The following is a 23,349-nucleotide window of genomic DNA, read 5'->3' as shown; positions in this document are numbered from 1 at the left end:
GGGGCGGCGCCGTGACGGCGTCGCCCATCCTCGCCGCCGAAGGCGTGTCCAAGGCCTTCTTCGGCAACCCAGTGCTGCGCGAGGTCTCGATCGCGCTGCACCCGGGCAGGGTTCATGCGCTGCTGGGCGAGAACGGGGCCGGCAAGTCGACCCTGATCAACATCCTGTCGGGGGCGCTGCGGCCGGATGGCGGGTCGCTGACGGTCGACGGCCGCGGCGCCGGCCACCTGACCCCGCGCGAGGCCCAGCGCGCCGGCATCGCCGTGGTGCAGCAGGAGCTGAGCCTGGCGCCACACCTGTCGATCGCCGAGAATATCGGCCTCGGCGCCTATCCGCGGCGGCTCGGGCTGATCGATTATCGCACTCTGGCGGCGCGGGCTCGCGCTGCCTGCGAGCTGGTCGGGCTGGACGAGCCGCTGGACCTGCCGGTCGACGCCCTGTCGCTGGGCCGCCGCCAGATGGTCGAGATCGCCAAGGCCCTCTACCGCAAGCCGCGGGTGCTGATCCTGGACGAGCCGACCTCCTCGCTGTCGGCGCATGAGGCGCAGACCCTGGCCCGGCTGGTCCGGCGGCTGCGCGACGAGAGCGTGGCCATCCTCTACATCTCGCACCGGCTGAACGAGGTGCTGGACCTCTGTGACTATGCCACCGTGCTGAAGGACGGCACCCGCACCGCCGACCGGCCGCTGGCCGGGGTCGACCCGGAAGGGCTGGTGCGGCTGATGGTCGGGCGCGACCCGGGCGACCTGTTCCCGGCCTGGCAGCCCAATACCCAGGCTGAGACCGCGATCGAGATCCACGGGTTCCGGGCGGGCGTGGCGCGCGAGGTCGACCTGACCGTGCGCTATGGCGAGGTGGTCGGGATCGGCGGGCTGGTCGGGCAGGGGCAGGAGGATTTGCTGCTCGGCCTCGTCGGCGCCCTGCCGGCGGCGGCCGATGCCGCGCGCATCGCCGGGGCCGACCGACCCTTCGCCAAGGTGACCGAGGCAACGGCGGCGGGGCTGGCCTACATCCCCGCCGACCGCAAGAAGGAGGCGCTGCTGCTGCCGCACAGCATCGCCTTCAACCTGTTGCTGCCGACCCTGGCGGGGCCGGCGCGCGGGTTGCGCGATCGGGCGGGGGAGGCTGCCACCGTGGCTGATCTCGCGAAGCGCCTGACCATCAAGGGCGACACGGCGCGGCCGGTGCAGGCGCTGTCAGGCGGCAACCAGCAGAAGGTGGCGCTGGCCAAATGGCTGCCGCTGATGCCCCGCGTGCTGCTGCTGAACGACCCCACGCGGGGCGTCGATGTCGAGACCAAGCGGGAGATCTACGTCATGCTGCGGGCGCTCGCCGCGCAGGGGAAGGCGGTCGTGCTGCTCAGCTCCGACACGCCCGAGCTGGTCCATCTCTGCGACCGGGTGGTGGTGATGTTCGCCGGCCGCACCGTCGCGACGCTGGAGCGGCCGGGCATCAGCGAGGAGGCGATCGTCGGCGCCGCCATGGGCGTCGCGGCGCCGGGGCTGGCGGCATGAGCGCGGCGCTCTACCGGGCCATCCAGGGCCGTCGGCACCAGGGACTGCGCGGGCTGTACCTGATCGTGGCGCTGTTCCTGGCGCTCTATGTCGCGCTGTTCCCGGGGCTGGTCAGCATCGAGGGCGTCGCCAAGTTCACCCAGAACTGGTTCCCGCTGGCGCTGGTCGCCATGGCCCAGGCGATGATCATGCTGACCGGCGGCATCAATCTCGCGGTCGGCGCCATGGTCAGCCTCGGCGCCGTGGTCGCCGCCACCAGCTTCGACGGGATGCTCGGCGTGGCCGGCGGGGCGCTGGCCGTGGCCGCGATCGGCCTCGCGGTCGGGGCCGGGGCGGGGGCGATCGTGGCCTTCTTCCGGCTGCCGGCGATCATCGTCACCCTGGCCGGGTCCTTCATCCTCGGCGGCGCGGCGCTGCTGGTGCTGCCGCGGCCGGGCGGCGACGTGCCGGACTGGCTGTCCGAGCTGCTGGCGGGCCATCAGCCGGTGGCGGCGCTGCTGCTGGTGCTGCTCGCCCTCGGCTGGAAGTTGTATCTGGCGACGCCGATCGGCCTCGGCCTCTACGCTGCCGGCGACAACCCGGTCGGCGCCTACCGCTCCGGCGTGCCGGTCGACCTCGCCAAGATCGTGGCCTATGCCGTCAGCTTCATGCTGGCGGCGCTGGCCGGACTGTTCGTGGCGGCGCAGACGGGCTCCGGCGACCCGGTGATCGGCACGCCTTTCACCCTCAACTCGATCGCCGCGGCGGTGCTGGGCGGGGTCGGCTTCCTCGGCGGGGTCGGCACCATGCGCGGCGCCCTGGCCGGCAGCCTGCTGCTCAGCGTCATGATCAACGTCATGTTCTTCCTCGGCTTTCCGCCCGTGGCGCAGTACGTGGCCCAGGGGCTGATCATCGTCGGCGCCGTGGCGCTGCCGCAGATCCGCTGGAGGCGGGCATGAGCGCGATCGCCGCGCGGCTGCCCGCGATCCTGCGGCACAAGGCGGTGCTGGCCTGGCTGGTGGTGATCGCGGTCTGGATCGTCGCCAGCCTCGCCACCCGCGGCTTCGGCGCCTACGGCCATCTGCGCTATCTGCTGGAGCTCGCGGCCGTGATCGGCCTGGTCGCCGCCGGGCAGACGCTGGTGGTGATCGGCGGCGGCATCGACCTCGCCGTCGGCGCGGTGATCACGGTGACGGCAATCCTGCTGCCGCTGCTCTCGGTGGCCTGGGACCCGACCGGGCTGGTCGGGGTGGCGGCGACGCTGCTGGTCGCGGCCGTGATCGGCTTCCTCAACGGCCTCGGCATAGCGGCCCTCAGGGTGCATCCGCTGATCATGACGCTGGCCATGGCGACGCTGCTGCAGGGCGTGCTGGTGATCGTCGCCGGCGGCAGCGCCGTCACCGTGCGCAACCCGGTGGTGGAATGGCTGGGCTCCGCCCGCCCGGCCGGGGTGCCGGTCGGCATCCTGCTGTGGCTCGTGGTCTCGGCCACGGTGCTGGTGTTCCTGCACCGCACGGCCATGGGCGCCCGGATCTTCGCCCTCGGCACCAGCTCTCTCGCGGCGCGGCTGTCCGGCGTCGATATCGGTCGGACGACGGTGCTGCTCTACACAATCAGCGGGCTGACGGCGGGCGTCGCCGGAGTGCTGGTGCTGGGCATGAACCGGCAGGGCTACGTCGGCATAGGCGACCCGTACCTCCTGACCTCGATCGCCGCGGTGGTGCTGGGCGGCACCTCGATCCTGGGCGGGCGCGGCACCTATGCCGGCACCATCCCCGGGGCGATCCTCTTGGTCACCATCACTGCGCTGATCACCGTGGTGAACGCCTCGCCCGGCTGGCGCAGCATCCTGTTCGGCGGGCTGATCCTGGGCCTGCTGCTGCTGTCCGGCCGCGAAGCGCGGCGTTAGTCGATCCGGTAGAGCCGGCGGGCGTTGTCGTGGAACAGCGCCCGCTGCTCGCCCGGGGTGAAGCCGGCGGTGATCGCCTTGAAGCTGTCCCAGACCTGGTCGAAGGAGGCGTGCAGCCCAGCCACCGGGAAGTCGCTGGCGAACAGCGACCGGCCGGGGCCGAATGCGTCGATGCAGGCCAGCACCACCGCGCGCAGGCTCTCCAGCGTCCAGTCATGGTCATAGGCCACGAGGTCCGAGATCTTGAGATGGACATTGGGCTCGCGGCCCAGTGCCAGGAGGCCGGCGCGCCAGCGGGCCATGCCCTCGGGGTCGCGGTCGGCCGGGCTGCCGCAATGGTTCAGGACGAAGACCTGGTCCGGGAAGTCGCGCACCAGCCGCAGCGCATCCGCCATCTGGCCCGGATAGATCATCAGATCGAACGAAAGGCCGTGCCCGGCCAGCCGGGCCAGGCCGCGGCGCCAGGCCGGGTCGTCCATCCGGTCCGGCCGGCTGTCGAAGCTGCGCGCCGGGTCGGGATGCCAGCTCAGGATATCGCGGATGCCGACGACGCGCGGGAAGGCCGCCTGCCGCTCGATCAGCGCCGCCGCATCCGGCGCTTCGAGCGGGACATGGGCGACATAGCGCGCGGCGATGCCGTCCGCCTTGTCCAGCGTCTCCAGCCACTCCGTCTCCGCCACCGGGTCGGCCGGGTCCCAGCCGGCCTCGATATGCACGGTCGCGACTACCGGCTGGTTCCGGGCATCCGCACGGTAATCCGCCGGCAGATAGTTCCGGCGCAGCGGCCCGGTGTCTCCGAACACCATCTCCTGCACCGGGCGCAGCCAGGGATGGCGATTCATGGAGAGATCCCAGAGGTGATGGTGCGCGTCGACGATGGGGCCGTCATAGGGCTGGGTCACGAAGCCTCTCCCGCAGGATATCCGTCCTGCTCGATGATAACGTTGTCTTGACAGATAGCCCGCCGCTGCCGTCTAAGAAAGCCCAAGGACAGGGAAGGGGCGTCGATCGTGGCCGACGGGATCATCGAGCAGGACATGCTGCATGACGGCATCCGGGGCGTGCCCCCGGGCGCCGGGCCGATCCCGCTGGACGAGGTGGCGGCGCAGGGCTGGCACCCGGCCGAAGGCACCATGTCGCTGCCGGTGCTGACCCTGGACGAGGATGCCTTCGCCGCCAACCGCGCGCTGATGCTGCGCTATGTGGCGGAGCAAGGGGCGGCGATCGCCCCGCATGCCAAGACGCCGATGGCGCCGGCGCTGGCGGCCTCGCTGGTCGCGGCCGGCGCCTGGGGCACGACCGTGGCCGACATCCGCCAGGCCGCGGTGATGCTGCGCGCCCGGCTGAACCGGCTGATCCTGGCCAACCAGGTCGGCGGCCCGGGCGGCGCGCGCCGCCTGGCCCGGCTGCACGAGGCCTATCCCCGGGCCGAGATCTACGCCTTCGCCGATTCCCCCGAGGCCGCGGCGGCGCTGGACGCCGCCTGGCACGAGGCGCGGCTGGCGCCGCTGCCGGTGGTGGTCGAGGTCGGGGCCGGCCGCGCCGGCGCCCGCGACCTGGCGGCGGCGGAGCGGGTGATCGCCGCGGTGAAGGCCAGCGAGGGACGGCTGCGCCTGGCCGGCGTCGGCGCCTATGAGGGCGCCGCGGCAAGCACCGATCCGGATCGGACCAGGGCGGCGATCTCCGATCTCGCCGAACTGGCGGCAGAGGTCTTCCGGACGGTCCGCGCGGCCGTGGGCCCGCAGGCGCCGCTGATCCTGACCGCCGGCGGCTCCACCTATTTCGACCTGGTGGTGCAGCATCTCGGCCCCGTGGCCGCCGGCGACAGCCGGGCCCGGCTGGTGCTGCGCAGCGGCGCGATCTTCTTCCACGATCACGGTCTCTATCGCCGCGGCCTGATGGCGCTCGACGACCGCCAGGGCTTCCGCCTCGGCGGCGAGGTGGTGAGTGCGGCGGCGGGGTTCCGACCAGCGCTGCGGATCTGGGCCGAGGTGCTGTCGCGGCCCGAGCCCGGCCTCGCCATCTGCGGCATGGGCATGCGCGACGTCTCCCACGACCAGGACCTGCCGCTGCCGCTGCGCCTGCACCGCGACGGCTGGGCGGTGCATGATTTCGCCGGGCCGGAGGCGGCGCGGGTGATGAAGCTGAACGACCAGCACTGCTTCCTGGCGCTGGGCCCCGGCAGCCCGGTCGCGGTCGGCGACGTGATCGAATTCGGCATCTCCCATCCCTGCACCTGCTTCGACCGCTGGCGCGTGATCTGGGGCATCGACCGCCAGGGCCGGGTCCGCGCCGCCTATCCCACCTGCTTCGGCTGATCCGGCCCATGATTGCCGCCATCGTGTCTTCGCGCATTGAAAAGACAACGTTGTCATGGACCGCCTGAACTTCCGGCCGCTCTGGCGCTATGAGGGGCAGCTGCTGGACGGCGCCCTGATGACGCTGCTGCTGACCGCGATCGCCGCCGCGGCCGGCCTCGCGATCGGCGTCGCCGGCGCGCTGGCGCTGCGCCACGGCCCCCGGCCGGTGCGCCTGCTGGTCCGCGCCTATGTCGAGCTGATCCGCAACACCCCGGCGCTGATCCAGCTGTTCCTGATCTTCTTCGTCCTGCCCGGGATGGGGCTGAAGCTGCCGCCCTTCGAGGCCGCGGCGGTGGCGCTCAGCCTCTATTTCGGCGCCTATGCCACCGAGATCGTGCGGTCGGGGCTCGACTCGGTCCACCGCAGCCAGGTGGAGGCCGCGTCCTGCCTGGGGCTCACGCGCTGGCAGGTCTTCCGCCACGTCGTGCTGCCGCCGGCGCTTCGCAACGTCTACCCATCGATCACCAGCCAGTTCGTGCTGCTGCTGCTCGGCTCCTCGCTCGCCTCTCAGGTCTCGGCGGAGGAGCTGTTCCACACCGCCGGCTTCGTCGAGAGCCGCAGCTTCCGCAGCTTCGAGGTCTATGCCGTGGTCTGCGTCGTGTATCTGGCGATGGTCGTCGCCTTCAAGGCGCTGTTCGCGGCGGTCGGCCGGCTGGCCTTCCGCTGGCCGCTGCGGCGCTAGGGGAGGGCGGGATGCGCGTCTTCTCCGCCGGCGACCTGCTGTCGCTTCTCTCCGCCCTGCAATGGACGGTGGCGCTGGCCCTGATCGCGCTCGGCTGCGGCGGGCCGCTCGCCTTGGGCCTCGCCGTGATCCGCGCCGGGCGGGCGGCGCTGCCGCGCTGGATCGCGGCGCTGCTGCTGCAGGCGGTCCAGGGCGTGCCGCTGCTGGGCCTGCTGATGTTCTTCTACTTCGGCATGCCGGTGTTCCTCGGCGTCGACGTGCCGGCCCTGGTCGCGGTCGCCGTCGCCTACACGATCTGGACCGCCGTGTTCCTGGGCGAGATCTGGCGCGGCGGCATCGAGGCGGTGAAGCCGGCGCAGTGGGAGGCGGCGGAATGCCTCGGCCTGACCAAGTGGCAGCAGTTCCGCTGGGTGGTCGGCCCGCAGGCCTTCCGCATCGCTCTGCCGGCCACGGTCGGCTTCCTGGTGCAGCTGGTGAAGAACACCTCGCTGGCCTCGGTCGTCGGCTTCGTCGAGCTGGCGCGGGCCGGGCAGATCGCCAGCGCCGCCACCTTCCAGCCGCTGCTGACCTACACCGTCGTCGCCGCGATCTACTTCGCGATCTGCTTCCCCCTGACCACCTGGTCGCGCTCGCTGGAGGCCCGTCTCAATGGCGCTGGTTGAAGTCCGAAACCTGCGGAAGCGCTTCGGCCCGATCGAGGTGCTGAAGGGCGTCTCGCTGGATGTGGAGGAGGGCGAGATCGTCACCATCATCGGCCGCTCCGGCTCCGGCAAGTCGACGCTGCTGCGCTGCATCAACGCGCTGGAGACGATCGAGGAGGGCGAGGTGCGGATCGAGGGCAGGCCGGTCCGCGCCGGGATGAAGGACCTGCGGGCGCTGCGCCAGCGCGTCGGCATCGTGTTCCAGAGCTACAACCTGTTCCCGCATCTGACGGTCGAGCGCAACGTCACCCTGGCGCCGATCCTGACCGGCCGGATCCGCAAGGACCAGGCGCGGGCGCTGGCGGAAGAGGTGCTGGGCCGGGTCGGCCTGGCCGACAAGATCGACGCCTGGCCCGAGCGGCTGTCGGGCGGCCAGCAGCAGCGCGTCGCCATCGCCCGGTGCCTGGCCATGTCGCCGCAGCTGATGCTGTTCGACGAGGTCACCTCCGCCCTCGACCCCGAGCTGGTGGGCGAGGTGCTGCGGGTGATGGAGCAGATGGCGCGCCAGGGCATGACCATGATCCTGGTGACGCACGAGATGGGCTTCGCCCGCAACGTCGCGACCAAGATCGTCTTCATGCATCAGGGCCGGGTCTGGGAGGAGGGGCCGCCGGACCGGATCTTCGGCGACCCGCAGACGCCGGAGCTGAGGAGCTTCATCGGCTCGGTGCAGTGACCCCGAACAATCGAACAGAAGGAGGCTTTCCCATGATCACGACCATGCGTCGCCTGCTCGCCGCCGCGGTGGCGGTGGCGGCCCTCGCTCTGCCCACCGCGGCCCATGCCGACAAGCTGCAGGACGTGCTCGACGCCGGCAAGCTGCGGGTCGGGGTGCTGATGGACGTGGCGCCCTGGGGCTTCAAGAACGACAAGGGCGAGGCGGCGGGCCTCGACATCGACCTCGCCAAGCTGATGGCCGCCGATATGGGCGTCGAGCTGGAACTGGTGCAGGTCACCGGCGCCAGCCGCATCCCCAGCCTGCTGGCCGACAAGGTCGACGTGCTGATCGCCGCCGCCGGCGCCACGCCGGAACGGGCGCAGCAGGTCTCCTTCTCGCAGCCCTATGCCGCGGTCGACCTCGGCGTCTACGGGCCGAAGGCCATTCCGGCGACCGAGGATCCCAAGGGCCTCGCCAGCCACAGCATCGCGGTCGCCAAAGGCACGACCTTGGACCTATGGCTGACCGAGAACGCGCCGGACGCCAGCTATGTCCGGTTCGAGGACGCGCCCTCGGCTGTCGCCGCCTATCTGTCGGGCCAGGCCGAGATGTTCGCCGAGAACAGCGCCATCGCCCGCACCGTGTCGCAGCAGAATCCGGGTAAGGAGGTGGAGCTGAAGTTCCTGATCCGCCAGTCCCCCGCCCATGTCGTGATCCCGCACGGCCAGCCGGACCTGCTGAACTGGATCAACACCTTTCTCTACTACAACCGCCTCAACGGCAAGCTGGCGAAGCTGCAGACCACCTGGTTCGGCAAGGCGCAGCAATTGCCTTTGATGTGAACCTTCGCCGCCGTCCCACGGGCGGCGGCATCCCCCGCGCCCCGAGGACCGAGATGCATACGGGTCTGTTCCACACCATCGATTTCGACGCCGACGGCAAGATCCTGGACCATCTGGGCCTGCCCTTCTCGGTCGACCGGTCGCCCTATTTCCACGTCAAGGTCCCGGTCGCGCGGATCCGGAACGGGGACGGGCCGCGCGTGCTGCTGATGGCCGGCAACCATGGCGACGAATACGAGGGCGAATTCGCCCTGGCCCGGCTGATCCGCCGGCTGGACCCGGCCCGGATGCGCGGCGCGGTCACCATCCTGCCGATGGCCAATGCGCCGGCGGTGCGGGCGTCCAAGCGCTGCTCGCCGCTCGACGGCGGCAATCTCAACCGCGCCTTCCCGGGCGATCCGGACGGCACCCCGACCCAGCGCATCGCCCATTTCCTCGAGCATGAGCTGTTCCCGCGCCATGACGTGGTGTTCGACCTGCATTCCGGCGGCACCTCGATGGCGCATCTGCCCTGCGCCCTGATCGAGCGGCATGCGGATCCGCAGCGGCAGGAGCGGGCGGTGGCGCTGATGCGGGCCCTCGGCCTGCCCTACGGCTTCATCGCCGACAACGGGCCGGCGGCGCCGACCTCGATGGGCGCCGCGGCGCGGGCCGGGGCGATCGGCCTGTCCGGCGAGTTCGGCGGCGGCGGCACGGTGACGCCGGCGACCATGCGCGGCGCCTCGGCCGCGATCGACGCGCTGCTGCTGGCGCTCGGCGTGATCGACGCGCCGCTGCTGGGCCCGGCGCCCGCGGCGGGACCGATGCGGCTTCTGTCCCTGGCCCGGCACAGCCAGGCGATCTACGCCACGGCGCCCGGCTGGTTCGAGCCGGCGGTCGAACCGGGCACCGAGGTCGCGGCGGGCGATCTGGCCGGCTGGTATCACGACCTCGACCGGCTGGAGATGGCCGAGGCGCCGCTGCGCTTCGCCGAAGCCGGGGTGGTGATCTCGCAGCGGTTGCACAGCCGGTGCGAACCGGGCGACTGTCTGATGCAGGTGGCCGAGGTGCTGGACGCCGGCCAATGAGCGGCGCGTAGGCATGACCTCGCGCCGCATAAGGACGAAGCGGGGCCGGACGGAGAGGAACGGATGACGGATTCGGAGAAGCGGCCGCCCCGCATCGACGATGTCGCGCGGATCGCCGGGGTTTCCCCGATCACCGTGTCCCGCGCGCTGCGCCAGCCGGAGAAGGTGGCGGAGGAGAAGCGCCGCCGTATCCTGGCCGCGATCGAGCAGACCGGCTACGCCCCGAACCAGGACGCGATCCGCCTCCGCTCCGGCGGCCGGCCCGGTGCGGCAGCGTCGACCATCGTCGCCGCCTTCGTCTCCAACATCGCCAATCCGCAATTCTCCCGCGCCGTGCAGGCCTGCGCCGGTGTGCTGGAGCCGGCCGGCTACCAGGTGATGATCGGCGAGACCGCCTATTCCTATGCGCGCGAGACGGCGATGATCCAGTCGCTGCGCGACCTCCGCCCGGCGGCGGTGCTGTTCACCGGGGTGATCGAGCTGGAGGAGAACCGCGAGTTCCTGCGCTCGCTCGGCGTGCCGGTGATGGAGACCTGGGCCTATCCGCAGGATCCGATCGACATGCTGGTCGGCTTCTCCAACTTCGATGGCGGGCGGCTGGTCGGCGAGCATTTCGGCGAGCGCGGCTATCGCCGCATCGCCTATGTCGGCCGCGGCGGCGGGCGCGGCGTGCTGCGCCTGCAGGGCTTCAGGGAAGGACTGGCCAAGCACGGGCTGCGGCCGGCGGCGGAGCTGCCGGTGGACGGTCCGGCCGGCCTGGCCGAGGGGCGCCGCGCGATGGCCGCGCTGCTGGAGCTGGGCGAGCGCTTCGACGCGGCGTTCTTCGGCAACGACCTGCTGGCGATCGGAGCGCTGTTCGAGGCGCGGCGCCGCGGTATCGTCGTGCCGGGCGACCTCGCCCTGGCCGGCTTCGGCGACATCGAGATGGCGGAGGAGCTGGAGCCGGGGCTGACGACGGTGCGGATCGACAGCGAGGACATCGGCCGGCGCGCCGGGCGGATGCTGCTCACCCGCCTCGGCGGGGAAAGGCCGGAGCGCAGCATCGAGCTGGTCGACATCAGCCTCGTGGTCCGGGCCAGCGGGTAGGGAAGGCCGGCGTCCTACGCCACGGCGCCGGCGGAGCCCTGTTCGGCGAGCAATGCCTTCAGGAAGGCGATGTCGCTGCGCAGGAAGGGCAGCACGTCATCGCCCATGCGCTGGCCCTGGCCGCTCGGATGGCTGTACTCGGCCGGCAGGCAGAAGGCGCCGGAGAAGCCGATCTGCCGCAGGCACCGCACGTACTCGCGCCAGGAATAGCCGGCGTGCTGATGCGTGGTCCAGTGCACCTTGTACACCGCTTCCTCCTCCGGCCCGTTGACGCGGCGGTGATAGGCGCTCTTGAAATTGGCCAGGCCGCGCATCCGGTCGGCCAGAATGTCGACCGCCAGCGCCGTCGGCTCGCCGGCCACGGCGCAATGCGCCATGTCCAGCACAGCGCAGACATGCCTCGGGTCGTAGGGCTCGATCAGGTGCAGCACCCCCGCGGCGCTGCCGATCTGCAGGCCGGAATGGTTCTGGATGCCGATGGTCACGCCGTGGCGCTCCAGCGCCGGGATCAGCGCGTCGAACTGCCGGCGATACGCCTCGACCGTGGCGCGGAAGCCGATCGCCATGTCGACGGCCACGCAGATGCGGATGATCGGCACCCCGGCCTCGCCGCAGGCGGCGATGGTGGCCTCGTCGATCGGCCCGGCGACGCTGCGGATCTCGAGGCCGCGCTCGGCCAAAGTACGCGCCGCGGCCGGCAGGCCTGTCGCCACCGTCTCCGGCGTCACCTGATAGCCGGGGCGCACCGGCAGCTCCACGCCCTGCAGGCCCAGCTCCGCCACCGTGTCGGCCAGCTGCGGCAGCGGACAGGTCCAGGGTTTGGTGAACACGATCAGGATCGTCTCGGCCATCTCTCCTCCGAAGGCTGTCATTTCAGGCCGGTGGTGGCGATGCCCTCGATCAGCCGGCGCTGGAAGACCAGGAACAGGACGAACAGCGGCACCAGCGACAGCAGCGACATCGCCAGCATCGGCCCCCAGGCGGAGACGCCGGTCGAGGCCATGAACAGCCGCAACCCCTGCGGCACGGTGTAGGACGCCATGTCGGTCAGGTAGACCAGCGGCGTCAGGAAATCCTCATAGGTCCAGATGAAGGAGAAGATCGCGGTGGTGACCAGGGCCGGGCTCATCAGCGGCAGGATGATCGACCGGTAGATCCGGAACGGCCCGGCGCCGTCGATCGCCGCGGCCTCGTCCAGCTCGCGCGGGATGCCGCGGATGAACTGCACCATCAGGAAGATGAAGAAGGCGTCGGCGGCCAGGAACTTCGGCACGACGAGAGGCAGGATCGTGTTCACCCAGCCGAGCTTGAGGAACAGGACATATTGCGGGATCAGCGTCGCGTGCAGCGGCAGCATGATCGTGCCCAACATCAGCGCGAACAGCGTGCGCTTGAACCGGAAGTTCAGCCGGGCGAAGGCGTAGGCCACCAGGCTGCAGGCCAGGACGTTGCCGATGACGGCGAGCACCGAGATGATGAAGGAGTTGCCGAAGAACACGCTGAAGGGCAGGGCGGCGCCGCGCCAGCCGTCGGCGTAGTTCTGCAGCCGCAGCCTGGCCGGCCACAGGCCGGGGTCGGAGAAGATCAGGGTCGACGGCTTGACCGAGCTGCTGGCCAGCCACAGCAGCGGATAGATCATCACCACGGCGCCGGCGATCAGCGCCAGATGCACCAGGATCCGCTTCGGCCGGACGTCGGCCAGCCAGAAGGGCAGCCCTTGCGAGCCCGCCGCCATCCGCCCCTCGTCCCGCGCCGGCGCCGCCGTCATCGCTCCTCGTCCCCGTAATGCACCCACCAGCGGGCGGACAGGAAGGCGACCGCGGTCGCCGTCGCGATGATGCCGACCAGGATCCAGGCCATGGCCGAGGCGTAGCCCATCTGGAAATGGGTGAAGCCCTGCTCATAGAGATAGAGCGTGTAGAACAGCGTCGAATCCGCCGGCCCGCCGGTGCCGTTGCTGATGATGAAGGACGGGGTGAAGGCCTGGAACGCGCCGATCATCTGCATCACGAAGTTGAAGAAGATGATCGGCGTCAGCAGCGGCAAGGTGATCCGGAAGAAGCGGGTAACGGGTCCCGCGCCGTCCACCGCCGCGGCGTCGTACAGGTCCTGCGGGATCTGCTTGAGGCCGGCCAGGAAGATGATCATCGGCGACCCGAACTGCCACACCGCCAGGCTGACCAGGGTGTAGAGCGCGGTATCCGGGTTGGAGATCCAGCTCGGCCCGTCGATGCCGAACCACAGCAGCACATGGTTGATCAGCCCGTCATAGCTGAAGATCTGCCGCCACATGATAGCGACGGCCACGCTGCCGCCCAGCAGCGAGGGCAGGTAGTAGACGGCGCGATAGATCCCGAGCCCGGCGATGCCCCGGTTCAGCATCACCGCCACGGCCAGGGCGAAGGCCAGCTTCAGCGGCACCGACAGGAACACGTAGCTGAAGGTGACCTTGACCGCCTGCAGGTACCGTGGGTCCTCGAACAGCAGCCGCTGGTAATTGTGCAGCCCGGCCCAGGCCGGCGGGTTGAACAGGTCGTAGCTGGTGAAGGACAGGTACAGCGACGCCAGGATCGGCCCCAGCGTCAGGCACAGGGCGCCGACGATCCACGGCGCCAGGAACAGGAAGGCGGCGCCGTTCTGCTCCGCCGTGGTGCCGACGCCCCGCCGCCTCACAGCCGCGCCTTGGCTTCGCCGATGAACTGGTCCGCGGCCTGCTGCGGCGTCATCTTGCCGAAGGCCACAGCCTCATTGGCGCGGCGCAGCATGCCCGACATCCCGGTCACACCCGGATAGCGCGGCGGCGCCGGGTTCTGCTGCAGCAGGTCGATATAGGCGAGGATCTTGCGGTCGGCGTCGGTGCCCTCCTTCGCCAGCGCGGCCCGCCCGGACTTCGAGGCCGGCACCATGCCGCTGCCGCGGTAGTACAGCTCGATCCCCGCCGGCTCGAAATGCATGAAGTGGATGATGTCGATCATCCGGTCCTTGTGCGGCGACTTCGACCAGAGGCCTGTGGAGTTGCCGGCATAGGTGTAGTGGCGCTGCTCCAGCGTCCCGCCCTGGAAGCCGTTCGGCAGCATGTGCAGCGCCAGTTCGTCCTCGGTCAGTGCCTGCAGCCCGGTGAAGTTGTCGGTCAGCGACGGGAACATCGCGGTGCGGCCGGAGATCAGGCCGGTCAGGGCCAGGTCGTCGCCGGTTGCCAGCGCCTGCACCTCGCCGGGCGGGACGCCGCCGGCCTCGCGCAGCCGGGCCCAATAGGCGAACCATTCGGCCATGTCCTCGCGGCCGAAGCCGAACTGCCGCTCCGGCGTGAACATCGACTTGCCGCGGCTGCGCAGGAAGATGTCGCAGGGGATGTAGTTCGCCCCCGCATCCTCCAGCCCCCAGAAGCGCGGGCCCTTCTCCTTGCTGATCGCGACCGCCGTCTCGGCCATCTGCTCCCAGGTCCACATCTGGTCGGGCAGGGGCACGCCCGACTCCTCGAACACGCCGGGCTTGAGCGTGATCGCCGGGGCGATGCAATCGTTCGGCACGGCGTAGAGCTGGCCCTTCAGCGTGCCGGCCTTGATTGCGCCGTCGACATAGTCGGACAGGTCGAGCGGCTTCGGGATCCACGGGTTCAGCGGCGTCAGCACCCCGCGCCGGGCATATTCGCCCAGAAGATCGACATTGACGCTGAACATGTCGGGCGCGTTGCCGCCTGCGGCCTCGGTCGCCAGCTTGTCGGTGAAGGCGCTGAAGCTGGTGAATTCCGGGACGATCTCGACCCCCGGATTGCGGTCGGTATAGGCCTGCAGCGTCGCCAGCGTCTGCTTCAGCTGCTCCTGCGACTCCACATAGCCGCCAAAGCGGATGCGGGCCGGGGCCTGGGCGAACGCGCGGGGGGCAAGGCCCGCCAGGGCCATTCCTCCCAGCAGCGCACCGCCGTGCCGCAGGGCGTCGCGTCGATTGAGTCTCCTGGACATGTCGGGTCCTCCCCTGAGCGGCGGGGCGCTTGCCGCGCCCTCGCCATGACCGGCTCGTTGATGCTCGGTTGGTGCAACGTAACACCAACATCGCCGAGTGAGTCAACACGGAGACTTTTCGCAGCTTTCACCTGATCCGCTGATCGGCCGTTTGACAGCGGCGCCGGGCCGGCGCTATTCGTGATAAAACGTTGTACTGAACGGGTAGGCTCAAGGGATCGTGGCGAGCATTCTCGACGTGGCGCGGGCGGCGGGCGTCTCGGCCAGCACGGTGTCGAACGTGCTGAACGGCCGGCACGACCGCATGCAGGCCGAGACAAAGGCACGGGTGCTGCGGGCGATCGAGGAGCTCGGCTACACCCCCAACGCGCTGGCCCAGCAGTTCAAGTCCGGCCGAAACCGGACCATCGGGCTGATCGTGCCCTCGGTCGCCAACCCGTTCTGGGGCGCGCTGGCGCACAAGGTCGAGCGCGCGGCCACCGCCCTCGGCTACAAGGTGCTGTTCTGCAATGCCGAGCGCGACCCGCAGCTCGAGGCCCGCTATGCCGAGACGCTGCTGGCCTCGGGCGTGCGCGGCGTCATCTTCAGCTCCTCGCCGCTGTCCTTCGACCACATCGCCCATCTGACCCGCCGCGGCCTGGTGGTCGCCGCCTTCGACCGCAAGGGCCAGGGGGCGGAGGAGGTGGTGGCCTGCAGCGTCAGCGTCGACAACGAGCTCGGCGCCCGGCTGGCCGGGCAGCACCTGATCGGCATCGGCCACCGCCGCATCGGCTTCCTCTCGGGTCCGATCCGGACCGCGAGCCGGGTGGGCCGGCTCGAGGGGCTGCGGGCGGCGATGGCGAAGGCGGGGCTCGCGCTCGACCCCGGCCTGGTCTGGCAGGGCGCCGGCATCGGCGGCTACGGCGACACCGAGGGGCCGGAGCTCGGCCGCATCGGCATCCGCGAGCTGCTCAGCCGCGACGACCCGCCGAGCGCGGTGCTGACGGTCAACGACATGTATGCGATGGGCGCCTATGCCGGCGCCCGAGACCTCGGCGCCTCGATCCCCGGCGACCTCTCGATCGTCGGCTTCGACGACATCGATCTGGCGGCGATCGCGCATCCGGCGCTGACCACGGTGCGCCAGCCGCTGGCCCCGATGGCGGAGGCGGCGGTCGGGGCGCTGATCCGGGTGCTTGAAGGCACCGATGCGGGGCAGGAGGCGCATGTCAGCGCCATGCCGCAGCTGATCGTGCGGGCCTCGACGGCGCCGCCGAAGCAAGGAGTCCGATGATGGCGGGTGTGCTTTCCGGCCGGACGATCCTGGTCGCCGGCGCCGGCAGCGGCATGGGCCGGGCGACGGCGCTGGCCACGGCGCGGGAGGGCGGCTCGCTGCTGCTGCTCGGCCGCGACCGGGCGCGGCTGGACGCCGTGGCGGCGGAGATCCGCAATATTGCGCCGGACCGACCGGCCGCCGTGGTCGCGGCGGATGCCACCGATGCGGCCGCGCTGGACGTGGCGTTAGCGCCGCATGCCGGGGCCATCGACATCGCGGTCAACTCGGTCGGCACCAACATCGTCCGCCGGGCCTTCGGCGAGCTGACGCCGGACATCTGGGCCGGCATGGTCGACGTCAACCTCAACGCCGCCTTCAACCTGACCCGTGCCGTCGTGCCCGGCATGCGCCGCCGCAAGCAGGGGCTGATCATCCACATCTCCTCGGTCGCGGCGCGCAAGCCCGACCGTTCCGGCGCCGCCTATCAGGCGGCCAAGGCCGGGGTGCTGGCGCTGTCCCATGCGGTGATGGAGGAGGAGCGGGAGAACGGCCTGCGCCTGACCGTGATCCTGCCCGGCATGACCGACACGCCGCTGCTCGACAAGCGCCCGGTGCCGGTGCCGCCGGAGGCGCGCCGGGCGGCGCTGCAGCCGGAGGATGTCGCCGCCGCCTGCCTGTTCGTCATGGCGCTGCCGCCGCGCGCCCATGTCGCCGAGATCGTGCTGCAGCCGAGCCGGAGCTGACGGCAGAGAAACAAACCGGAGGGAGCGGATCGCCGATGTCGACAGGACCGGGACAACAGCCGGTGGTGGCTCTGCTGCTGACGCCGGAGATGCGGGCGCAGATGATCCCGCCCGAGGCGGAGGAGAGGCTCGCGGCCGCCGCCACGGTACGGGCGCCAGGGCCGGGCGAGCTGACCGCGGACAATCTGCCCCGGCTGCTCGACGGCGCCGTCGCGGCGCTGACCGGCTGGGGCACGCCGCCGATCGGCGACGAAGTGCTGGCGGCCCGGCCGGGCCTCGCGCTGGTGGCCCATTCCGCCGGCAGCGTCCGCCGCCTGGTGCCCGCCGCGGCGATCGAGAGCGGCCGGATCCAGGTCTCTCATGCCGCGGTGAACATCGCGGAATCGGTGGCCGAGTTCGTGATCGCCCAATGCCTGTCGATCCTGCGCGAGCCGCACCGGCACGACTCCGGGATGAAGGCTGGTGAGGACTGGTTCGAGCTGCGCCGGCGCTGTCTCGGCCGGCTCTTGGGGGCGCAGACGGTCGGCATCGTCGGCGCCGGCTATGTCGGCCGGCTGGTGATCCGGCTGTTCAGGGCCTTCGGCGCCCGCATCCTGGTCTCCGACCCTTATCTTTCAGCCGAAAAGGCGGCGGAGCTCGGGGTCGAGCGCGCCGGCCTCGACGATCTGCTGGGCGCCTCGGACATCGTCTCGCTGCACGCGCCGGCGCTGCCGGAGACGCGGCACATGATCGGCGCGGCCCAGCTCGCCCGGCTGCGCGACGGCTGCCTGTTCATCAACACCGCCCGCTCGGCGCTGATCGACGAGGCGGCGCTGCTGGCCGCCCTGCGCACCGGCCGCTTCACCGCGGCGCTCGACGTCTTCGACCAGGAGCCGCTGCCAGCCGATAGCCCGTTCCGCGGCCTGCCGAATGTCGTGCTGTCGCCGCATGCCGCCGGCCACAGCGCGGATTCGCACCGGCGGCAGGGGGCGACCACGGTCGACGAGATCTGCCGCTTCCTGGCCGGAGAGCCGCTGCGCCACCGGGTAACGCCGGCGATGCTCGCGACGATGGCGTAACGCTGGCAGACCCATGAAAAGAGCCGTCATTGCGAGCGCAGCGAAGCAATCCAGGGCCGTTTGGCGTGGCCCCTGGATTGCTTCGTCGGCTTCGCCTCCTCGCAATGACGGTTCAGGCATGGACATGCCGTGTCTCGGCCTCACTGCCGCCCACCGAAAGGATCTTCCATGAGCTTCCAGGACAAGGTCGTGCTCGTCACCGGCGGTGCCTCCGGTATCGGCGGGGCGACGACCCGCGCCTTCGCCCAGGCCGGCGCCAGGGTCGCCTTCACCTACACCACCAGCCGGGACGAGGCGGCGGCACTGTCGGCGGAGCTGTCGAAGGACGGCACGAAGGCCCTGGCGCTGCAGGCCGACCTGACCCGGCCGGAGGAGGTGGCGGAGGTCTTCGCCCGGACGGAGCGGGAGCTCGGGCCGCTCGACGTCCTCTTCGCCAATGCCGGCGGCCTGCTGCAGCGCAGCCGCTGCGTCGACACGCCGCTCGACCTCTGGCACCGGGCGATCGCGGTCAACCTGACCAGCACCTTCCTGTGCTGCCAGGCGGCGCTGCGCTCGATGGAGCCGCGCCGCACAGGCGCTATCGTCACCATGTCGTCGCTGGCCGCCTCCGACGGCGGCGGCCCCGGCGCCTCGCACTACGCCGCGACCAAGGGGGCGGTTGCGACCTACACCCGCGCCCTGGCCAAGGAGGTCGGACCGCTCGGCATCCGGGTGAACGGTGTCGCCCCCGGGCTGATCGGCACCCGCTTCCACGACGTCTTCAATACCCCGCAGGGCCGGGCCGCAGTGGTGGAGCGGACGCCCCTGCGCCGCGAGGGCACGCCGGAGGATGTGGCCGAGGCGGTGCTGTACCTGGCCTCGGACCGAGCTTCCTTCCTCGCCGGCGAGATCCTGCAGATCAATGGCGGGCTCGGGTTCTGACGCGAAGATCAGCCGAGGCGCCGGGACAGCAGCCTCCGGCCGTCCCACGCGAAGCCGAAGCGGGAATAGAAGCGTTCCAGCCCGTGCCGGGCTTCGCCGTCCGGGGTGACCATCACGAAGACCTCCGAACAGCCCATCACCGTGCATTTGGCGGTGGCCGCGGCGATCAGGGCGGCCGCGATACCCTTTCGCCGCGCGGTCGGCAGGACATACAGATCGCCGATCTCGCCGAGGCGGCCGCCCTCCACATAGATCATGGTCGTGACGGTGACGACGCCGACCGCCGTCCCGTCGAGCCGGGCGAGCCCGACCCAGTGATGCGGGTCCACGATCATATCCCGGACGCTGCGGGCGATCACGGAGTCGGATGTGGCGAATCCCTCCTCGCGAAAGAAGCGCGCCAGCAGGGCGACGGCCAGATCGGCCGTGCCGCCGTCGACGTCGACGATCTGGAGCGGACGAGTCTTCATCGAACCATGATGCCGGTTCCGCCCGTCCGCCGGAAGCCAAGCGCCTCCGGGCAGCGTCTGGTTCGGCCTGCCTCGATGTGCGGACCGGATCCGGCCGATTGACCCGGGAGCGGGATGCCGCTATCGTTCCTGATAATACGTATTATCGCGGCGAGGCGATGTCGGGAGGAGGCGTGCGGCTGACGCAGCGGGATATCGCACGGCTGGCGGGGGTCAGCCAGGCGACGGTATCGCTGGTGCTGAACTGGCGCGGCGACGGTTCGGCGCGGATTCCGGATCAGACGCGAGAGCGGGTGATGCAGGTGATCCGCGCAACCGGCTATGTCGCCGATCCGGCGGCGCGGCAACTGGTCGGGCGGCGCAACCATCTGCTCGGCGTCTTCACCTACGAGCCGGTCTTCCCGACATTGCAGGCCGATTTCTACACCCCCTTCATGCTCGGCATCGAAGGGGCGGCGGAGCGGTTCGGCTACGACCTGCTGCTGTTCACCAGCGCGCCGGTGGCCGACGGGCGCCGCCGGATCTTCCACGAGAACAACCGGCTGCGCCTGGCCGATGGCTGCATCCTGCTGGGCCGCACGCTGGATCGGGACGAGCTGGCCCGGCTGGTCGCCGATCGTTACCCCTTCGTCGCCGTCGGCCGCCGCGACGATGCCGGCGGGCCGGTTCCCTATGTCGGCGCCGACTATGTCGCCGCCACCGCGGCGCTGGTGCGGCAGGCCGTGGCGTTCGGCCACCGCCGCCTGGCCTTCGTCGGCCCCGCCGGCGGCGCCGAATCCTCCGACGACCGCTGGGCCGGCTTCCGCTTTGCGGTCGAGGAGACGGAGGTGGACTGGGTACATGAGCCCGGCGAGGGCCGCGATCCCGGCGAGATCGTGGACGGGCTGCTGCATGCCGGTGCCACCTGCGCCCTGATCGAGGACCAGGCCGACGCCGTGGTGCTGGAGCGGACAGCCCGCGACCGCGGCGTGGCGGTGCCGGACGGCCTGTCGCTGATCGCGCTGGGCAACCCGACGCGGCCGGTCGCGACCGATGTCGACTTCACCTGCTTCCGCATCCCGCGCGAGGAGATGGGACGGCAGGCGGTCGAGATCCTGACCCTGGTGATGAACGGCGAGGAGGAGGGGCGGCAGCGGCTGCTGCCCTGCGAGCTGGCCGAGGGGCAGACCCTGGGCCCGGCACCCGGCAAGCGGAAGGGACGGCGGGCATGACCCTGGAATTCGATGCGGATGTACTGGTGGTGGGGGGCGGCCTGGGCGGCGTCGCTGCGGCAGCGGCGTCGCTCAGGTCCGGCTGCTCGGTGATCCTGACCGAGGAATACGATTGGCTGGGGGGCCAGCTGACCAGCCAGGCGGTGCCGCCCGACGAGCATTCCTGGGTCGAGCGCTTCGGCGTCACTGCCAGCTATCGGGCGCTGCGCGACGGCATCCGCGATTACTACCGCCGCCACTACCCGCTGACCGAGCGGTCGCGCGCCTGGCGCGACCTGAACCCGGGCGCCGGCTGGGTCAGCCGATTGTGCCACGAGCCGCGGGTGGGCCTGGCGGTGATCGAGGCGATGCTGGCGCCCTGGCGCGGCTCCGGCCGTCTCAAGGTGCTGCAGCCCTATCGGCCGGTGGCGGCCGATGTCGAGGGCGACCGGGTGCGCGCGGTCCGCCTGGCGCATCGTGACGGCGGGCCGGACATCGTCGCCCGCGGCCGCTATGTGCTGGACGCGACCGAGACCGGCGCCCTCCTGCCGCTGACCGGCACCGAATACGTCACCGGCTTCGAATCCCGGGCCGAGACGGGGGAGCCCAGCGCGCCGGAGACCGCCCAGCCGCTGAACATGCAGGCGGTGTCGATCTGCTTCGCCATCGACCATGTCGACGGCAGCCACGTCATCGACCGGCCGGCGAACTACGCCTTCTGGCGCGACTACCGGCCGTCTTTCTGGGGCGGGCCGCTGCTCGGCTGGCGGTCGCCGCATCCGCGCACGCTGGAGTTCGTCGAGCGCAGCTTCACCCCGAACCCGGGCGACGACCCGCTGGCGGTGAACGCCGACCAGCGGCTGAACCCGGGCGACGGCAACCTCTGGACCTTCCGGCGCATCGCTGCCCGCCGCAACTTCACCGACGGCGCCTATGCCAGCGACATCACCCTCGTGAACTGGCCGATGATCGACTATTTCGAGGGGCCGGTGTTCGAGGTGCCGCAGGAGGAGGCGCAGCGCCACCTCAAGGGTGCCGAGGAGCTGTCGCGCTGCGTCCTCTACTGGCTGCAGACCGAGGCGCCGCGGCCGGACGGCGGCGCCGGCTTCCCGGGCCTGCGGCTGCGCAGCGACGTCACCGGCACGCTCGACGGCCTGGCCCAGGCGCCCTACATCCGCGAATCCCGCCGCATCCGCGCCGAGACCACGGTGGTGGAGCAGGACCTGTCCCTGGCGGTTCGCGGCGCCCGGGGCGCGGTGCGCTACCCGGATTCCGTCGGCGTCGGCATGTACCGGATCGACCTGCATCCCTCGACCGGCGGCGACAACTACATCGATGTCGGCAGCTGCCCGTTCGAGATCCCGCTCGGCGCCCTGCTGCCGCGGCGGATGGAGAATCTGCTGCCGGCCGGCAAGGCGATCGGCACCACCCACATCACCAATGGCTGCTACCGCCTGCATCCGGTGGAATGGAACATCGGCGAGGTGGCGGGCCATCTCGCCGCCTGGTGCCTGCGGCACGACCTGCCGCCGCGCGCGGTGCGGGCACGACCGGACCGGCTGGCCGCCTTCCAGGCCCGGCTGGAAGGGCAGGGGGTGGAACTGCGCTGGCCGGAGGTCGCCGGCTACTGACCCGACCGAACGAAGACACAAGGGGAGGACGTTATGAGGCTCAGACAGCGCATCTTCGCCATGGCCGCGGCCGGCCTCCTCGCTGCCGCGGTCGGCGCCCCGGCCCAGGCGGAGGGCATCGCGCTCAGGATGACGGTCTGGACCGGCAACAAGGCGCATCTGCAGCTGCTGGACGACATCGCCGCCGCGTACCGCAAGGATCATCCGGAGGTGGCGTCGATCACCTTCGAGACGCTGCCCTTCGACGGCTACACCACGGCGCTGACCACGCAGATCGCCGGCGGCAACGCCCCGGACCTGGCCTGGATCTTCGAGAATTCGGCGCCGGACTTCGTCTCCTCCGGCGTCCTCCTACCGCTGCAGGACATCCTGCGCGCGACGCCCGGCTACGGCTATGACGACCTGCTGCCCAGCGCCACCGCGCTGTGGCGGCAGGACGACGTGCTCTACGCCTATCCGTTCTCGACCTCGCCCTTCGGCGTCTTCGTCAATCTCGACCTGCTGAAGCAGGCCGGGGTGAAGGCGCCGGCGGAGCGGATCGCGGCGGGGGAGTGGAGCTGGGACAGCGCCATCGCCGACGCGGCCGCCGTCCATGCCAAGACCGGCAAGGCCGGGCTGGTGGTCCGCGACTTCGACTACAAGCTGTGGGACAATCTGGCCACCGTCTGGAACGGCTGGGGCGCCGCACCCTGGAGCGCGGATGGCAAGGCCTGCGGCTTCGACCAGCCGCAGATGGCGGAGGCGATGCGCTTTCTGCACAAGGCGGTGTTCACCGATCAGGCGATGCCGGGTCCAGGCGCGCCGGCCGATTTCTTCGCCGGCGACGCCGCCATGACCATCACCCAGATCAGCCGGGCGGCGCTTTTGAAGGACGGCGCCTTCGCCTGGGACCTGGTGCCGCTGCCGAAGGGGCCGGCCGGCGAATATGCGGTGATCGGCCAGGCCGGCATCGGCGTGTTCAAGGCGGGGCCGAACGCGGAAACCGCCGCGGACTTCCTGGCTTTCCTGACCAATCCGGAGAATTCGGCGAAGCTGGCGCAGTTCTTCCCACCGCCGCGCAAGAGCCAGCTCGTCGTCGATCTCCTGGCCAAGGCCAATCCGATGCTGAAGCCGGGGCAGATCGAGGCGGTTGTGGTGCGCGGGATCGAGATCGGGGCGGTGAAGCCCAGCCACACCGGCAACGCCCAGATCGCCCAGGTGGTGCGGGCCGGGCTGGACGCCCTGTGGCAGCCCGACGCCGATGTCGACGCCGCGCTGAAGGCGGTCTGCGGCCGCATCCGGCCGCTGCTGGCGCGCTGACGATGGCGGCACGGACCTCCAC

The 23,349-nt window shown here is 71.0% G+C and carries 23 protein-coding genes; 17 read left to right on the top strand and 6 right to left on the bottom strand.

Annotated elements, in window-relative coordinates:
• Window positions 1–11 precede the first annotated feature (11 nt).
• The 3 genes from KXR53_RS21675 to KXR53_RS21665 are packed head-to-tail and all read left to right on the top strand — an operon-like array spanning window position 12 to window position 3,402.
• Entirely contained in the window at window positions 12–1,514 is a 1,503-nt protein-coding gene (locus tag KXR53_RS21675) for a sugar ABC transporter ATP-binding protein (RefSeq protein ID WP_437377351.1), read from the top strand.
• Window positions 1,511–2,452: an ABC transporter permease gene (locus tag KXR53_RS21670; protein WP_437377350.1), complete on the top strand. Its 942-nt coding sequence runs from the start codon at window positions 1,511–1,513 to the stop codon at window positions 2,450–2,452. Before KXR53_RS21675 ends, KXR53_RS21670 begins: the two co-directional genes overlap by 4 nt.
• Window positions 2,449–3,402, top strand: a complete 954-nt coding sequence (locus tag KXR53_RS21665) for an ABC transporter permease (RefSeq protein ID WP_437377349.1) — start codon at window positions 2,449–2,451, stop codon at window positions 3,400–3,402. Before KXR53_RS21670 ends, KXR53_RS21665 begins: the two co-directional genes overlap by 4 nt.
• Here the strand turns inward: KXR53_RS21665 and KXR53_RS21660 are convergent.
• Window positions 3,399–4,304, bottom strand: a complete 906-nt coding sequence (locus KXR53_RS21660; protein WP_437377348.1) for an amidohydrolase family protein — start codon at window positions 4,302–4,304, stop codon at window positions 3,399–3,401. The genes KXR53_RS21665 and KXR53_RS21660 overlap by 4 nt on opposite strands.
• A 108-nt stretch (window positions 4,305–4,412) precedes the next feature.
• Here KXR53_RS21660 and KXR53_RS21655 point away from each other — a divergent pair, with 108 nt between their 5' ends.
• The 7 genes from KXR53_RS21655 (at window position 4,413) to KXR53_RS21625 (ending at window position 10,798) form a co-directional block, all read left to right on the top strand.
• The gene (locus KXR53_RS21655) at window positions 4,413–5,720 is read left to right on the top strand and encodes an amino acid deaminase (RefSeq protein ID WP_437377347.1); all 1,308 of its coding nucleotides are present in this window, start codon (window positions 4,413–4,415) and stop codon (window positions 5,718–5,720) included.
• 55 nt (window positions 5,721–5,775) lie between these two features.
• Window positions 5,776–6,444 (top strand): amino acid ABC transporter permease, encoded by a 669-nt coding sequence (locus tag KXR53_RS21650; protein ID WP_437377346.1) that lies wholly within the window; start codon window positions 5,776–5,778, stop codon window positions 6,442–6,444.
• An 11-nt stretch (window positions 6,445–6,455) separates the two neighbouring features.
• Entirely contained in the window at window positions 6,456–7,106 is a 651-nt protein-coding gene (locus KXR53_RS21645) for an amino acid ABC transporter permease (protein WP_437377345.1), read from the top strand.
• Window positions 7,093–7,821, top strand: coding sequence for an amino acid ABC transporter ATP-binding protein (locus KXR53_RS21640; RefSeq protein WP_437377344.1), 729 nt, complete (start codon window positions 7,093–7,095; stop codon window positions 7,819–7,821). Before KXR53_RS21645 ends, KXR53_RS21640 begins: the two co-directional genes overlap by 14 nt.
• A 32-nt stretch (window positions 7,822–7,853) precedes the next feature.
• Entirely contained in the window at window positions 7,854–8,645 is a 792-nt protein-coding gene (locus tag KXR53_RS21635; protein WP_437377343.1) for a transporter substrate-binding domain-containing protein, read from the top strand.
• Window positions 8,646–8,698: 53 nt separating this feature from the next.
• The gene (locus KXR53_RS21630) at window positions 8,699–9,712 is read left to right on the top strand and encodes a deacylase (protein ID WP_437377342.1); all 1,014 of its coding nucleotides are present in this window, start codon (window positions 8,699–8,701) and stop codon (window positions 9,710–9,712) included.
• Window positions 9,713–9,775: 63 nt separating this feature from the next.
• Entirely contained in the window at window positions 9,776–10,798 is a 1,023-nt protein-coding gene (locus KXR53_RS21625; protein WP_437377341.1) for a LacI family DNA-binding transcriptional regulator, read from the top strand.
• Window positions 10,799–10,812: 14 nt separating this feature from the next.
• On the opposite strand, the gene KXR53_RS21620 is transcribed toward KXR53_RS21625, so the two are convergent.
• From KXR53_RS21620 to KXR53_RS21605, 4 genes are read right to left on the bottom strand one after another with little or no spacing between them, the layout of a single operon-like run.
• Window positions 10,813–11,649 (bottom strand): sugar phosphate isomerase/epimerase family protein, encoded by an 837-nt coding sequence (locus KXR53_RS21620; RefSeq protein WP_437377340.1) that lies wholly within the window; start codon window positions 11,647–11,649, stop codon window positions 10,813–10,815.
• A 17-nt stretch (window positions 11,650–11,666) separates the two neighbouring features.
• Window positions 11,667–12,566: a carbohydrate ABC transporter permease gene (locus KXR53_RS21615; RefSeq protein ID WP_437377339.1), complete on the bottom strand. Its 900-nt coding sequence runs from the start codon at window positions 12,564–12,566 to the stop codon at window positions 11,667–11,669.
• Complete coding sequence (locus KXR53_RS21610; protein ID WP_437377338.1) at window positions 12,563–13,471, bottom strand: carbohydrate ABC transporter permease; 909 nt, start codon at window positions 13,469–13,471, stop codon at window positions 12,563–12,565. Before KXR53_RS21610 ends, KXR53_RS21615 begins: the two co-directional genes overlap by 4 nt.
• Complete coding sequence (locus KXR53_RS21605; protein ID WP_437377337.1) at window positions 13,468–14,760, bottom strand: ABC transporter substrate-binding protein; 1,293 nt, start codon at window positions 14,758–14,760, stop codon at window positions 13,468–13,470. Before KXR53_RS21605 ends, KXR53_RS21610 begins: the two co-directional genes overlap by 4 nt.
• A gap of 220 nt (window positions 14,761–14,980) precedes the next feature.
• Here KXR53_RS21605 and KXR53_RS21600 point away from each other — a divergent pair, with 220 nt between their 5' ends.
• The 4 genes from KXR53_RS21600 to KXR53_RS21585 all read left to right on the top strand — a co-directional run bounded on the left by KXR53_RS21600 (window position 14,981) and on the right by KXR53_RS21585 (window position 18,737).
• A complete protein-coding gene (locus tag KXR53_RS21600) occupies window positions 14,981–16,033 on the top strand; it encodes a LacI family DNA-binding transcriptional regulator (RefSeq protein WP_437377336.1) in 1,053 nt (350 codons plus the stop codon).
• Entirely contained in the window at window positions 16,033–16,758 is a 726-nt protein-coding gene (locus KXR53_RS21595; protein ID WP_437377335.1) for an SDR family oxidoreductase, read from the top strand. The genes KXR53_RS21600 and KXR53_RS21595 overlap by 1 nt, the downstream gene beginning before the upstream one ends.
• 35 nt (window positions 16,759–16,793) lie before the next feature.
• A complete protein-coding gene (locus tag KXR53_RS21590) occupies window positions 16,794–17,816 on the top strand; it encodes a hydroxyacid dehydrogenase (RefSeq protein ID WP_437377334.1) in 1,023 nt (340 codons plus the stop codon).
• A 168-nt stretch (window positions 17,817–17,984) separates the two neighbouring features.
• Window positions 17,985–18,737 (top strand): SDR family NAD(P)-dependent oxidoreductase, encoded by a 753-nt coding sequence (locus KXR53_RS21585; protein ID WP_437377333.1) that lies wholly within the window; start codon window positions 17,985–17,987, stop codon window positions 18,735–18,737.
• Window positions 18,738–18,745: 8 nt separating this feature from the next.
• Here KXR53_RS21585 and KXR53_RS21580 read toward each other — a convergent pair whose 3' ends face one another.
• Complete coding sequence (locus tag KXR53_RS21580; protein WP_437377332.1) at window positions 18,746–19,207, bottom strand: GNAT family N-acetyltransferase; 462 nt, start codon at window positions 19,205–19,207, stop codon at window positions 18,746–18,748.
• Window positions 19,208–19,380: 173 nt separating this feature from the next.
• Here KXR53_RS21580 and KXR53_RS21575 point away from each other — a divergent pair, with 173 nt between their 5' ends.
• From KXR53_RS21575 to KXR53_RS21565, 3 genes are read left to right on the top strand one after another with little or no spacing between them, the layout of a single operon-like run.
• Window positions 19,381–20,418 carry a LacI family DNA-binding transcriptional regulator gene (locus KXR53_RS21575; RefSeq protein WP_437377331.1) on the top strand — a complete coding sequence of 346 codons (1,038 nt, stop codon included), beginning with the start codon at window positions 19,381–19,383 and terminating at the stop codon, window positions 20,416–20,418.
• Window positions 20,415–22,028, top strand: coding sequence for an FAD-dependent oxidoreductase (locus tag KXR53_RS21570; protein WP_437377330.1), 1,614 nt, complete (start codon window positions 20,415–20,417; stop codon window positions 22,026–22,028). Before KXR53_RS21575 ends, KXR53_RS21570 begins: the two co-directional genes overlap by 4 nt.
• Window positions 22,029–22,061: 33 nt before the next feature.
• Complete coding sequence (locus KXR53_RS21565; RefSeq protein ID WP_437377329.1) at window positions 22,062–23,327, top strand: ABC transporter substrate-binding protein; 1,266 nt, start codon at window positions 22,062–22,064, stop codon at window positions 23,325–23,327.
• Window positions 23,328–23,349: the final 22 nt, after the last annotated feature.

The sequence above is a fragment of the Inquilinus limosus genome, assembly GCF_051487185.1.
Lineage (GTDB): Bacteria > Pseudomonadota > Alphaproteobacteria > DSM-16000 > Inquilinaceae > Inquilinus > Inquilinus limosus_F.
This window is presented reverse-complemented; position numbering and strand designations above follow the sequence as displayed.